11 protein-coding genes are annotated in these 14,068 nt (G+C 36.1%); 8 read left to right on the plus strand and 3 right to left on the minus strand.

Features of this window, described 5'->3' with window-relative positions; genetic code table 11:
• The first annotated feature begins 21 nt into the window (after nucleotides 1-21).
• Both KKI44_RS02300 and KKI44_RS02305 read left to right on the plus strand, forming a co-directional pair.
• Nucleotides 22-633 carry an inorganic pyrophosphatase gene (locus tag KKI44_RS02300; RefSeq protein ID WP_214589666.1) on the plus strand — a complete coding sequence of 204 codons (612 nt, stop codon included), beginning with the start codon at nucleotides 22-24 and terminating at the stop codon, nucleotides 631-633.
• 574 nt (nucleotides 634-1,207) lie between these two features.
• A complete protein-coding gene (locus KKI44_RS02305) occupies nucleotides 1,208-3,934 on the plus strand; it encodes a sodium-translocating pyrophosphatase (protein WP_214589667.1) in 2,727 nt (908 codons plus the stop codon).
• A 177-nt stretch (nucleotides 3,935-4,111) separates the two neighbouring features.
• Here the strand turns inward: KKI44_RS02305 and KKI44_RS02310 are convergent, their stop codons facing one another.
• Complete coding sequence (locus KKI44_RS02310; protein WP_214589668.1) at nucleotides 4,112-5,251, minus strand: aminotransferase class I/II-fold pyridoxal phosphate-dependent enzyme; 1,140 nt, start codon at nucleotides 5,249-5,251, stop codon at nucleotides 4,112-4,114.
• A gap of 88 nt (nucleotides 5,252-5,339) precedes the next feature.
• Here KKI44_RS02310 and KKI44_RS02315 point away from each other — a divergent pair, with 88 nt between their 5' ends.
• From KKI44_RS02315 to KKI44_RS02330, 4 genes are all read left to right on the plus strand, one after another.
• Nucleotides 5,340-6,386 carry a M28 family metallopeptidase gene (locus tag KKI44_RS02315; RefSeq protein ID WP_214589669.1) on the plus strand — a complete coding sequence of 349 codons (1,047 nt, stop codon included), beginning with the start codon at nucleotides 5,340-5,342 and terminating at the stop codon, nucleotides 6,384-6,386.
• A 75-nt stretch (nucleotides 6,387-6,461) separates the two neighbouring features.
• Nucleotides 6,462-6,899: a GNAT family N-acetyltransferase gene (locus tag KKI44_RS02320; protein ID WP_214589670.1), complete on the plus strand. Its 438-nt coding sequence runs from the start codon at nucleotides 6,462-6,464 to the stop codon at nucleotides 6,897-6,899.
• A gap of 1 nt (nucleotide 6,900) precedes the next feature.
• Nucleotides 6,901-7,263, plus strand: coding sequence for a glyoxalase (locus KKI44_RS02325; protein ID WP_214589671.1), 363 nt, complete (start codon nucleotides 6,901-6,903; stop codon nucleotides 7,261-7,263).
• 67 nt (nucleotides 7,264-7,330) lie between these two features.
• The gene (locus KKI44_RS02330) at nucleotides 7,331-7,831 is read left to right on the plus strand and encodes an endonuclease V (RefSeq protein WP_214589672.1); all 501 of its coding nucleotides are present in this window, start codon (nucleotides 7,331-7,333) and stop codon (nucleotides 7,829-7,831) included.
• 405 nt (nucleotides 7,832-8,236) lie between these two features.
• Here KKI44_RS02330 and KKI44_RS02335 read toward each other — a convergent pair whose 3' ends face one another.
• On the minus strand, nucleotides 8,237-8,605 hold the full coding sequence (locus tag KKI44_RS02335) for a winged helix-turn-helix transcriptional regulator (RefSeq protein WP_076390327.1): 369 nt from the start codon (nucleotides 8,603-8,605) through the stop codon (nucleotides 8,237-8,239).
• 248 nt (nucleotides 8,606-8,853) lie between these two features.
• Between KKI44_RS02335 and KKI44_RS02340 the strand changes: the two genes are divergently transcribed.
• On the plus strand, nucleotides 8,854-9,771 hold the full coding sequence (locus KKI44_RS02340; RefSeq protein WP_214591081.1) for a ClpXP adapter SpxH family protein: 918 nt from the start codon (nucleotides 8,854-8,856) through the stop codon (nucleotides 9,769-9,771).
• Between the two features lie 658 nt (nucleotides 9,772-10,429).
• Complete coding sequence (locus KKI44_RS02345; RefSeq protein WP_214589673.1) at nucleotides 10,430-11,065, plus strand: NAD(P)-dependent oxidoreductase; 636 nt, start codon at nucleotides 10,430-10,432, stop codon at nucleotides 11,063-11,065.
• 135 nt (nucleotides 11,066-11,200) lie between these two features.
• Here the strand turns inward: KKI44_RS02345 and uvrA are convergent, their stop codons facing one another.
• Nucleotides 11,201-13,993, minus strand: a complete 2,793-nt coding sequence (uvrA, locus tag KKI44_RS02350; protein WP_214589674.1) for an excinuclease ABC subunit UvrA — start codon at nucleotides 13,991-13,993, stop codon at nucleotides 11,201-11,203.
• Nucleotides 13,994-14,068 lie beyond the last annotated feature (75 nt).

Genomic DNA, 14,068 nt, shown 5'->3' on the forward strand with positions numbered 1-14,068 from the left:
TAAAAAAATAAATTTTAAATAATGATTCCAAATTTTAAAGCACATCCATGGCACGGAATTTCTGCAGGAGAAGATGCGCCAAATGTTGTCAATGTTTTCGTGGAGATCGTTCCTTCAGACACTATTAAATACGAAGTAGATAAAGAAACAGGATTTTTAAAGGTAGACCGGCCTCAGAAATTCTCAAATATTATCCCGGCATTATATGGTTTTGTTCCAAGAACATATTGTGACACTGCAGTAATGAACTTAGCGGTTGAAAGAGGTGCTACAGACGTTACGATGGGAGATCACGATCCACTTGATATCTGTGTTTTAAGCTCTCATAACATTCACGCAGGAGGTTTGTTAATGGAAGCTATTCCAATCGGAGGTTTCAAAATGATCGACGGAGGAGAAGCAGATGATAAAATTGTTGCCGTAATGATCGGCGATCACGCATTTGGACATTTCAGAGATATTTCAGAATTACCGGAAGCAGAAGTGAAACGATTAATGCACTACTTCCTTACTTACAAGAACTTACCGGATGAGCCTGCAAAATGCAGAATTCAGGAAGTTTACGGGGCAGAACATGCCAAAAAGGTAATCAAAGCTTCTCAGGACGATTATTCAAACAAATACGGAGGATAAAGTTCTCATATTTCAGGTAAAAGTAAAGGATAGACGGTTTTGTTTATCCTTTTCCTTTATCGTTTTCTATTTTTATTGAAAGTTCAGAAATCACACCCTTCGACAACAATAAAAAACAGAAAATATTATCAGTTTTTAATTTTTTAGGAGCTGTTTCCTGCTTTTCACTGTATCTTTTTTGTTACGGGCTCCGCTTCGCTCCGCCCGCAACAAAAAAGGATGTCGTTTCAATCAGGGCTAATCATTATTACTTTTAATATCATACAAACCAAACCTATGAGGTTTTCATCTGTAACATTTATGCATGATAAAAATCCCTCAAAAGTCCTTTTAATTTTATCTATCAAATATATTTGTCATCATTGACTGAATGAAATGCCTTTAATTTTCCGCAGATTGCATTAAAAAATTAATAACTCAATTTACATAACAGCTTATTCAAAATTTAAACATAATAAATTCAATTTGTTTAATCGTTTAACTGCTAATTTTGAAATAGTTATATATATTTTAACATAATCCATAGAAATTATTCGTTATATTTAATAATCTATTACCAAAAAAATATTAAACTATGGATCTATTTGTGTTAGTACCAATTTTTGGTGTCATTGCCTTACTGTATACTTTCATCCAAAGTAACTGGGTAAGTAAGCAGGATGCCGGAAATGAAAAAATGAAAATTATCAGCGGACATATTGCTGACGGTGCGATGGCTTTTCTAAAAGCCGAGTACAGGATTTTAACCTATTTCGTAGTTGTGGTAGCGATTCTTTTAGCGGTGATGGGGATGAGTAATGCCAACTCCCACTGGAGTATCGGGATTGCCTTTGTAGTGGGAGCTATATTTTCCGCATCGGCAGGTTTTATCGGAATGAAAATCGCCACAAAATCCAATGTAAGAACTGCACAGGCTGCGAAAACATCTCTTTCAAAGGCTTTAAAAGTTTCTTTTACTGGAGGTTCCGTAATGGGAATGGGAGTCGCTGGATTAGCGGTTTTAGGATTGGGAGCATTGTTTTTAATTATTAAACAGATTTTTGCACCTCATGCAACTGTGGATTCTCATGAAATGGAAAGAACGATTGAAATTCTTACAGGATTTTCTCTGGGAGCTGAATCTATAGCCCTTTTTGCAAGAGTAGGAGGAGGAATCTACACAAAAGCAGCAGATGTGGGAGCCGATTTAGTAGGAAAAGTTGAAGCCGGAATTCCGGAGGACGATCCCCGAAATCCCGCAACCATTGCAGATAATGTAGGAGATAACGTAGGTGACGTTGCAGGAATGGGAGCTGACTTGTTTGGTTCTTATGTAGCAACGGTACTGGCAACTATGGTTTTGGGAAGAGAAACCATTTCTCAGGATTCTTTCGGTGGCTTTGCCCCGATACTTCTTCCAATGCTTATAGCAGGAACAGGAATTATTTTTTCAATAATAGGAACCCTGTTTGTCCGAATTAATGATAACGAAGGATCTTCCACCTCAAGTGTGCAGAATGCTTTAAATCTGGGAAACTGGGGAAGTATTGTGATTACGGCGGTAGCTGCTTATTTTTTGGTAAATTATATCTTGCCCGACAAAATGGTTCTCCGAGGACATGAATTCTCTAAAATGGGTGTTTTTGGGGCAATTATGGTAGGATTGGTTGTAGGTACTTTAATGAGTATCATTACAGAATATTACACGGCAATGGGAAAGAGACCGGTTTCGAGCATCGTTAGACAATCTTCAACAGGTCATGCCACCAATATTATCGGAGGCCTTTCTGTGGGAATGGAATCTACGTTGCTTCCTATTATTGTTTTGGCAGGCGGAATTTACGGATCATATCTTTGCGCAGGATTATATGGTGTAGCCATCGCAGCAGCTGGGATGATGGCAACAACGGCCATGCAGCTGGCTATTGACGCTTTCGGACCGATTGCAGATAACGCAGGAGGAATTGCCGAAATGAGTGAGCTTCCCAAAGAAGTTCGTGAGAGAACGGATATCCTTGATGCAGTAGGCAATACAACGGCAGCCACAGGAAAAGGTTTTGCAATCGCTTCTGCTGCTTTAACGGCTTTAGCTTTATTCGCGGCTTTTGTTGGGATTGCAGGAATTGACGGAATTGATATATACAGAGCCGATGTTCTTGCCGGATTATTTGTCGGCGGAATGATACCTTTTATCTTTTCATCATTGGCAATCACTGCGGTTGGACAGGCTGCAATGGCAATGGTAGAAGAAGTTAGAAGGCAGTTTCGCGAGATTCCGGGAATTTTAGAAGGAAAAGCACAGCCGGAATATGAAAAATGTGTAGCCATTTCAACTGATGCATCCATCAGAAAGATGATGCTTCCCGGAGCGATTGCTATTGTTTCACCTTTGCTGATCGGGTTTATTTTCGGACCGGAGGTTTTGGGAGGTTTTCTTGCCGGAGCAACGGTAAGCGGAGTTTTAATGGGAATGTTCCAGAATAATGCAGGCGGAGCTTGGGACAATGCAAAGAAATCTTTTGAAAAAGGAGTGGATATTAACGGACAGACTTACTATAAAGGTTCTGAACCACATAAAGCTTCCGTAACGGGAGATACGGTAGGAGATCCGTTCAAAGATACTTCGGGACCTTCAATGAATATCCTGATTAAACTGATGTCGATTGTTTCCTTGGTGATTGCTCCGACATTAGCTGTTTTACATAAAGATAAAATAGATGCCAGCAGAAAAGCGAAAATTGAAGCTTTAACAGGCGTTTCAGCAATTTCATTAACCAATCAGACAGGATCAACAGCCGTTGTTCCACAGGAAATAAAAGGCTATGTTAATGAAAGCGGAGACTTTGTTTATGATACAGGAAATATACAGGAAATTCAGCTGAATGGAGGAAAAAAGATAAAAATCGGGGAAGGAAGCCAGTTATATCAAATGTACAATTCGGTTAAAAATAAAGATCAGGGAGTTTTGGATCCGAATAAATGGTTTACGGTAGAAAATCTCTATTTTGAGACAGGTTCCAGTGATTTAAAAACGGGTTCGGAAGTTCAGTTATTAAATTTAGTTGAAATCATGAATGCCTATCCGTCTTTAAAAATTAAATTGGGAGGCTATACCGATAATTCAGGAAATGAAGAGAGTAATCAGAAACTTTCCAATCTGAGAGCTCAGACCGCAAAACTGAAACTGCTGGAACTGGGTATTTCCGGAGACAGAGTGGAAGCGGAAGGATACGGTTCTCAGCATCCTGTTTGCGCAGCGAACGATACCGACGAATGTATGGCAAAAAACAGAAGAATTGATGTGAGAGTATTGTCTCTTTAAAAAATCAATTTTGAATACTGAAAAGCACTGCGTAATGCGGTGCTTTTGTTTTAAATATCATTTAAATTTTCCTGCTAAGAAATCTGCTCAATCAACAAAATAAAATATTTCCTACTGTCATTTCGACAAAAGAAAAATCTAACTGATTGGTAAAGAATTTTAAGCTTACAAATGATTTTAGAGATTCTTTTTCAAATACTCAAGCGCATTAATAATCAGATCATCATTTTTAGCAAAACTAAACCGGATATAATCTGAATTCTGTCTGGAATTGTAAAAAGCCGATAAAGGCAGACATGCGACTTTCTTTTCGATAGTCAGCCATTTTGAGAACTCTACATCTGTCATTGTTTTTGAAACAGTTCTGAAATTCACGATTTGAAAAACGGCACCTTCTGCTTTTTGTTCCACAATGAAAGGCGTTTCTTTAATCAGATCATTAAAAAGATCACGCTTTTTTTGCATTAGATTTTGATTCTGTGAAGCATCAAAAACTTCTAGATATTTGGCTATTGCGTACTGACACGGCGCATTTGCGCTGTAAGAAATGTATTGCTGATGACAGCGGAATTTTGCAGTTAATTCTTCAGGTGTCAAAAGATATCCCACTTTCCATCCTGTGGAATGAAACATTTTCCCAAAAGAAAAAATGCAGAAAGTTCTTTTTTTGAGCTCAGGATGAAGAAACGAACTGTAATGTTCCTTTCCGTCAAAACAATAGGTATCATAAATTTCTTCGGAAATCAGATAAATTTCCTGATGTTTGATAATGCTGTATAATTGATTCCAATCTTGTTCAGACCATATTTTTCCGGTTGGATTTTGTGGCGAATTTACAATAATAGCTTTTGTTTTTTCAGAAATGCAGTTTTGCAGTTTTTCCCAATTTACCGAAAAATCATTATCAAGATCATAATAGACAGGAATGCCTCCATTCAGGAAAATGGATGGACCATAGGTATAATAAGAAGGCTGTATAACAATAACCTCATCTCCCTGATTAAGAATAGATTTAAGGGAGGTATATAAAGCAAAAGTTGCACAGGGAACAATCGTAACTTCATTTTGCTGTAATCGGATGCTGTTTTTTCTGTTAGAATTAAAACGGATTACATTTTCTATCAGAAGCGGATTTCCTGCAAGTGGTTCATAATTATGGCTGTTAAGATCTGCAGCTTCTTTCAGATATTCCCGTAAGCGATGGTCAATATCAAAATCCGGCAGTCCCAAAGACAGATCAAAGCTGTTGTTTCTAACTGCCAGTTCAGACATTTCGGTAAAAAAAGAATAATGATTGAATCCGTAGATATTCTCCATGCTTTTTGCATTTATTTCAAATATAAGAAAAATAGCAATCCGTAAAAGATTAAATATTTTTTGTTATTTTTAGGCAAATTATTCCATAATGAGAAAATTATTCATTCCACTATTTTCACTTGCTGTAGTGGTAAGCTGCGGAACAGCAAAAAACGCAGCCGATGCAGGAGGAACCCAATCTTCGGCTGTCGCAAAAGGTGATAAAGCTTTTCTGTCTGCCTATAAGGAAATTAAGGCAGAAGATTTAAAGAAAAACTTATACGTTATTGCTTCCGATGAAATGGAGGGCAGAGATACGGGAAGTCCGGGACAAAAAAAGGCGGGACAATATATGGTGAACTACTACAAAGGTTTGGGAATTTCTCATCCTAAAGGTTTGGGATCATATTATCAAAAAGTTCCGGCAGATTTTATGAAGAAAAGAGGCGGTGGAAATCTTCCTGATTCCGAAAATATTTTAGCCTTTATCGAAGGATCTGAAAAGCCGGAAGAAATTGTTGTGATCTCCGGTCATTATGATCACGTAGGAACAAGAAACGGAGTAGTTTACAACGGAGCAGACGACGACGGAAGCGGAACGGTTGCGGTAATGGAGATTGCAAAAGCTTTTCAGGCAGCTAAAAAAGCAGGAAACGGTCCGAAAAGATCCATTTTATTTCTTCACGTAACGGGAGAGGAGCATGGTTTATTTGGTTCTGAATTTTATACGGATAATCCGGTTTTTCCTCTGGCAAATACGGTTGTAGATTTAAATATTGATATGATCGGTCGTGATGATCCGGAAAACAGAGGAAAACAATATGTTTACGTTATTGGTTCTGAAATGCTGAGTTCTCAGTTAAAAGTTATTAACGAAACTGCGAATAAAAAGACCAACAATCTTGAGTTAAATTATAAGTATGACGATCCGAATGATACCGAAAGACTGTATTACAGATCAGATCACTATAATTTTGCTAAAAATAATGTTCCGGTAGCATTTTTCTTTGATGGCATCCACGAAGATTACCACAAACCAACGGATGATGTAGAGAAAATTGACTACAACTTACTGGCTAAAAGAACTCAGTTAGTTTTCACAACCGCTTGGGAAATCGCCAACAGACCAGAAAGAATCGTTGTTGATAAGAAATAATTGAATCAATAAATACACTACAAAAGGCAAATTAGCAGATCAGCGGTTTGCCTTTTTAGTTAAATTAAAATTTACATGAAAATCCGTGAAGCTGAACGGAAAGATATTCCGCAGATCCAGATCGTAAGAAATTCGGTTAAAGAGAACACGTTATCTGATCCCAATCTTGTGACAGATCAGGATTGTGAGGATTTCCTTTTTAACAGAGGAAAAGGATGGGTTTGTGAACATAATGACAGAATTTTGGGATTCGGAATTGTAGATATGAAAGAGAAAAGCATCTGGGCACTTTTTGTTCATCCTGAATTTGAAAATAGAGGAATCGGAAGAAAACTTCATAACACCATGCTGAACTGGTATTTTGATCAGACGGACGAGAAAATCTGGCTGAGTACTTCTCCGGACACAAGGGCAGAGATATTCTACAGAAAATCCGGATGGACAGAAAACGGAGTTCACGGAAAGAATGAAATAAAATTTGAAATGGCTTATAACGACTGGAAAAACAGATAATATGGAACAGAATATAAAATCAATGCGCCCTTTTGTAGGTTCTGAAAACTTTGAAACCAGCAGGAGTTTCTACCGTGATCTGGGTTTTGAAGAAGTGGTTCTTGACGCTAAAATGTCTTTATTTAAATGGAACGGGACCGCTTTTTATCTTCAGGATGCCTATGTAAAAGACTGGATTGATAATACCATGCTTTTTGTGGAAGTTGAAGATACAGACAAATTTTATCAGGAACTGATCAGTTTACATCTTACTGAAAAATATGAAAAAGTAAGAATATTGCCCGTGAGAACAATGGACTGGGGTAAAGAATGTTTTGTGCATGATCCTTGTGGAATTCTGTGGCATTTCGGAGAATTTTTCTAATCAATTGGAGTTAAGAGAAAATTACATTATCATCATTTAAAAACAATAATCAACGACAAGACGAAGAATGATTTACGCTTTCGATACTTATTATTACGATGACTACGCCCATACAGTTTGTTTAGCTTTTCAGGATTGGGATTCTGAACAGGAATCAGAAATTTTTACAGAAAAAACAGCAATTACTTCCGATTACGAAAGCGGAGCCTTTTACAAGAGAGAATTGCCGTGTATTTTAAGTCTTTTAAATAAAATTCAGCTTCAACAAGACGACATCATCATTATAGATGGCTACGTAACTTTGGATGAAGAAGGAAAAATAGGACTTGGAGGACATCTTTATGAAGCTTTAGACCAAAAATTTCCGGTGGTCGGAATTGCAAAAAACGGTTTTAACAGTTCGGATTCACGAAGAAGAACAGTTTATCGCGGAGAAAGTAAGACTCCCTTATTTCTGACTGCAAAAGGAGCAGATGTAGATGAAATTAAACGAAAAGTTGAACAGATGCACGGAAATTTCAGAATTCCGACATTGCTTAAAAAATTAGATCAGCTTTCCCGAAGTTAAAATATTGTAACTTCCAACGGCTAAAACACCTAAAATTTTTTTAAACTTTTTACCACAAAAGAAGCAAAAGATTTAAACACTTTAGTTTCTAAGTTTAATACTTAAATGAAAAAAGAGTACATAAGTTAAAAAAAATCAAAGATTTTTCACTTTGCAGACTTTTGGAATACTTTAAATAAATCCAATAAAGTCTTTTATATCTTTTGCGGCTAAATTTAAAATTAGTTTAAACAAGTTCCTATTTAACTTTAATTCGCAAGATTTTCTTTAAAGTGACAAATGTCATTCAAATGTTATTTTTTATTAAGTCTAAATAAATATAAATTTGTTTTAATAAAAAATCAAAGCACTAAAACACATATCAATCATATCCATATCAATTTTTGTTTTTTCAACCGGCAGAAACTATTTGTCGGTTTTTTGATATAAAGATTTCCTGTACTCAATTCCCCATTTGGCAATTTCATCAATAATCGGTTCGATAGTTTTTCCGTATTCTGTGATTTCATATTCCACAGTTACAGGTTTTGTGTCTAAAACAGTACGCTTTATCAGGTGATTGATTTCCATATCCTGAAGTTCTTTTGAAAGCATTTTGGCAGCAATACCGTCAATTTCTCTTAAAAGATCCATAAAACGCATTTTTTCGCTCTGCATTAAAGTTCCGAGAATATGAAATTTCCATTTTCCGGATAAAATTTCCATTGAATCTTTGATTGCATTCATACGGTTTTTACAGATAGGAGTAATATTCAGGTTAGCTTCTTTTTTCATGATTTCAAAATAAATTATAGTGCTGTAAAGATAATAAAAAAACAGAAAGGTAGTTTCCTCGAGGAAACCAGTTTCTAAAAGGAAATCCATTACCAGAGTATGATGATTATATATTAGATTTGTGGTAACATTAAAAAATTGTAAAATATTTATCATCGCAAAAAATGATAAACAACAAAATACTAACATTTATGTTCCTCACGGCAGCTTTAAGCAGTTGTAACGGACAGAATGATAAAAGTAAAAAAATGGAAAACAGATCTACAAATCCTCTATTATGCGATCCTGCGACAGGAGTTTGTGAAGTTCCCGGAGAAAAGTTTGAAATTGGGAATATTGATGTAATGACTGATGAAAAACCTGTAAAAGTTATTTATTTTACAGACCCAATCTGCTCTTCATGCTGGGGAATTGAGCCTCAGCTGAGAAAATTAAAACTGGAATACGGAGATAACATAGATATAGAATACAGAATGGGAGGGCTTCTTCCGGACTGGAGCTATAACAGCGGAGGAATCAGCAAACCTTCCGATGTTGCGCATCACTGGGATGAAGTAAGTCTTTATTACGATATGCCTATCGACGGCGATATATGGCTTCAGGATCCGCTGGATTCTTCTTATCCACCTTCTATCGCTTTTAAAGCTGCGCAGATGCAGGACAGAGAAAAAGCACTGGATTTCCTGAGAGAGCTTCGTGAAATGGTATTTTTGAAGAAAAAAAATATTGCAAAATGGGAGCATATGGTAACCGCAGCAAAAAAAGCAGGATTAAATACAGACCAGCTGAAAAAAGACTTTGAAGGAAGAGCAAAAGAGCTTTTTCAGGAAGATCTGAAGCTGGCAAGAGAGATGGGAGTTCGCGGTTTTCCTACGATGTTTTTTACCAATGATGCAGGGAAAAGAGAAATTGTGTACGGTTCTAAACCTTACGCATTTTATGAAACAGCTGTTCTGAAAGTGAATTCGGACACCAAAAAATCTGAGTACTCTAAAAACTGGGAGAATCTTTTTGAAAAGTATAATTCGCTTTCTGCAAAGGAATTTTCAGAATTATCGGGAACTCCCAGAAAGGAAAGCGAAAGACTGTTAAACGAGCTTTCAGAGAAAGGAAAACTAGAAAAGCTGACCACCAAAAACGGTTCTATGTGGACCCTTAAATCATAATTAATTTCATTAATATTTAGCAAGTTTTTTTTAACATCCGGGAGTTCATTGAATTTCCGGATTTTTATTGCCATTGTTATCAATGTAAAAGAATCTGCTCTTTAGGAGCAGATCCAGTAGATAAATACATCTCATTTTTTTAATTAGACAACAATAAAAAAGCACAGCCGACGATGCTGTGCTTAAATTTTTATAAATTTAATTGCGATTTCAGAATTGAAAAAAGCAAAATATGTTTCCACTTCAGTTGTATTTCATAGTAAATGTAGGAATAAAATGTTTGCCAGACAATATACTAAATGTTAAAATTTATATTTTTTGATGGATAAATTTGTGATATTATTTTTTTGTTAAATAATCTCCAAAAGCTGATTTATGGTCTTCTTTTTGTTTATATATCCTTCCTGTACATTTTATTTTTTTGATACAGAAGATCAGATCTTTGTTACTTTCTTGCATTAAATATCTTCTCATCATTGAAAAATTCCTATCTTTATCACATTAAAATCTCTTTATAAATAACGCCCAATATTTCAGGATAATATTAAAGCCTGAAAATTCTATGGTTCAGACTCCTTGAACCCATAAAATCGTTTTTTTAAACCTAAAAAGCAATTGTACATTAACAATTTTGCTTTTACATTATAAAGAGAATATCATGAATACAAATACAATAGCCGTTATCGGCGGAACAGGAAAATCGGGACAATTTCTTGTTCAAAACCTTTTAAATAAACAATATCCCATCAGAATGTTATTAAGGAATCCTGAGAATTTTACTCTTAAGAGTCCTTTGATTAATATTGTGAAAGGTGATGTCAGAAATTCTGAAGCTGTTCATCATTTAATTAAAGATTGTAATGTAGTGATAAGTACGCTAGGACAATCAGTCGGCGAAAAATCAATTTTCAGCGACGCAACAGGTAATATAATTAAAGCAATGAATTCCTACGGAATCAACCGTTATATCGTTACAACAGGACTGAATGTAAATACACCATTTGATCACAAAAATGAAAAGGTGAAAATGGCAACCGACTGGATGTATCAAAATTATCCTGAAACAACTACCGATAAGCAAAAAGAATATGAGCTTTTGAATAAAAGCAATCTGAACTGGACATTGGTAAGGCTTCCTTTAATTAATCTGACTGATGAAAGTTTTGCGACAGAAACCAGTCTTCAGGATTGCAAAGGTGAAACAATTTCCGCAACAGATCTGGCAAAATTTTTAATTTCTCAGATGGATGATCAGACTTTTTGTAAGCAGAGTCCGTTTTTGTATAATATATAAATCTGATCAATAAGATTTTAATTAAGAAGTATAAGGTTTAACAAAGTTTATGATCTGATAATTTTCTTAATTGAATGTGAGAGCTTAAATATCTTCAAATAAAAAAACAGAGAGTAAAAAGCTCTCTGTTTTATTTTAATTCTCCAGCTTTTCTTTAATATACTTTGCTGTATGAGATTTTTTATTTTTTGCCAGTTCTTCCGGTGTGCCGGTAAAAACGACTTCACCGCCATGTTTTCCTGCTTCCGGACCGATATCAATAATGTAATCTGCGGATTTAATGATATCAGGTTGATGTTCAATTACAATCACAGAATGCCCCAGATCAATTAAAGCCTGTAAAGACTTCAGTAATTTCTGAATATCATGGAAATGCAGCCCTGTTGAAGGTTCATCAAAAATAAATAAGGTCTTGTCTGTGGTAACACCTTTTACAAGGAACGAAGCCAGTTTTACACGCTGTGCTTCACCACCGGAAAGGGTAGAAGAGCTTTGCCCAAGCTGCAGGTATCCCAAACCTACATCTTGTAATGGTTTTAATTTGGTAGCGATTTTTTCTTCTTTATTATCTTTGAAAAATTCCAGTGCTTCATCCACAGTCATGTGAAGAATGTCTGAAATATTTTTCTCGTCGTACTTTACTTCCAGAATTTCACTTTTGAAGCGTGTCCCTTTGCAAACCTCACACTCCAGTTCAATATCTGCCATAAACTGCATGGAAACGTTGATAACGCCTTCTCCTTTACATTCATCGCATCTTCCGCCATCTACGTTAAAGGAAAAATGTTTAGGTTTATACCCCATCATTTTGGCAACTTTCTGCTTGGCAAAAAGATCTCGAATGTCGTCGTAGGCTTTAAGATACGTTACAGGATTGGATCTTGAAGACTTTCCGATAGGATTCTGGTCGATCAGTTCAATATGCTGTATCAGTTTTTTCGGAAAATCCACAGCATCATAATCTCCTTTTTTACCGCCCATTCCAAGCTGAATCTGGATGTCATTGGTAAGAATTTCCTTCATTAAAGTCGATTTCCCGCTTCCTGAAACTCCCGAAATTACAACAAGATTTTCCAAAGGAACATCTACATCAATATTTTTTAAATTATTTTGTCTTGCTCCTTTTATATGAATCCATTCTTTACCTTTTCTCCGCTTTTTTGGGACTTCAATTTCCAGTCTTCCGGTAAGATATTTTGAAGTTAATGTATCTGCATCTTTCAATTCTTTGTAATCCCCGGCAAAAACCAATTCTCCGCCAAGATAGCCGGCTTCAGGACCAATATCAATAATGTAATCTGCCGCTTTCATTACGTCTTCATCATGTTCCACAACGATTACGGTGTTGCCAAGATCACGGAGATTCTGCAAAACTTCAATCAGGTTTTCCGTATCTCTTGAATGCAGTCCGATGGAAGGTTCATCCAGAATATAAATAGAACCCACCAAAGAACTTCCTAAACTTGTCGCAAGATTAATTCTCTGACTCTCACCGCCGGAAAGTGTGTTGGATGTTCTGTTTAAGGTTAAATATCCTAAACCTACTTTCAGTAAAAACTCCAGTCGGGTTGTAATTTCGTACAATAATCTTTTGGCAACTTCCTGATCGTGTTCGGATAACTTTAAGCTTTCAATTAAAGGAAAAAGTTCATCCAGAGGAAGTTCAATCATTGATTGGATGTTATGTCCGTCGATTTTCACCCAGCTTGTTTCTTCACGCAATCTCAAGCCTTCGCAAGTCGGGCAAAGAGTCTTTCCGCGATAACGTGAAAGCATGACACGGTACTGAATTTTATACAGATTTTCCTCAAGCATTTTGAAGAAATTGTCAATCGATGGGAACGTGCTTTTTCCGTCACCTTTCCAAAGGTATTTTTTCTGGTCTTTGGTTAACTGATGATACGGCTTATGAATAGGAAAATCTTTTGCTTTTTTAATAAAATCCTTTTTCCATTCGCTCATGCTTTCGCCTTTCCATGAAGCAACCGCATCTTCGAAAACGGATAATGTTTTGTTGGGAATAACTAAATCTTCATCAATTCCGATCACTTTTCCGTATCCTTCACAAGTAGGGCAGGCTCCGTAAGGATTATTAAAGCTGAAAAAATGAACATTTGGTTCTAAAAACTCGATTCCGTCCAGTTCAAATTTATTTGAAAATTCTTTTACTTTTCCGGTATCTACATTTTTTAACGAACAATATCCCCGACCTTCGTAAAAAGCCATCTGAATAGAGTCTGCCAAACGCTGTAAAAAGCTTTCATCTTCTTCATAAGTAAAACGATCGATGACCAGATTAATTTCCATTCCCTTTTCTGGGGTAAAACCAAAACTTTCCAGATCTTCAATTCCTGCAACATTCCCATTAATTTCAAGTCTTGTAAAACCTGCTAATTTCAGAACATTTAAATTTTCGCTAAAATTCCCGGCATCGTAATCGTAAGGAGCCGTTAATAGAAACGAAGTTTCTTTTTTTGAAGATTTAATGAAATCCACCACATCAGAAACTGAATCCTTTTTCACTTCTTCACCCGAAACCGGCGAATACGTTTTCCCGATTCTCGCGAAAAGAAGCTTCATATAATCATAAATCTCGGTGGAAGTTCCTACTGTAGATCGGGGATTGGAAGAAATTACTTTTTGCTGGATGGCAATGGAAGGAGCCAATCCTTTAATATCGTCAACTTTAGGTTTCTCGAGTTTTCCTAAAAACTGACGTGCATAAGAGCTTAAACTCTCTACATACCTTCTCTGTCCTTCCGCATAAATCGTATCAAAAGCCAGTGAAGATTTTCCGCTTCCGGAAACTCCTGTAATGACGATCAGTTTATTTTTTGGGATAAGAACATCTATGTGTTTCAGATTGTTAAGGTGTGCGTTCTTAACGAAAATCTGTTTTTTAATATCTATTTCTGTTGTATGAGCCATAGTAAAATTAAGACTAACAAAATTACGAATTTTTAATCGGATTGAATGTACTCTATGGCGACTATTTACAATTCT

Source organism: Chryseobacterium sp. ZHDP1 (genome assembly GCF_018603435.1).
Lineage (GTDB): Bacteria > Bacteroidota > Bacteroidia > Flavobacteriales > Weeksellaceae > Chryseobacterium > Chryseobacterium indicum.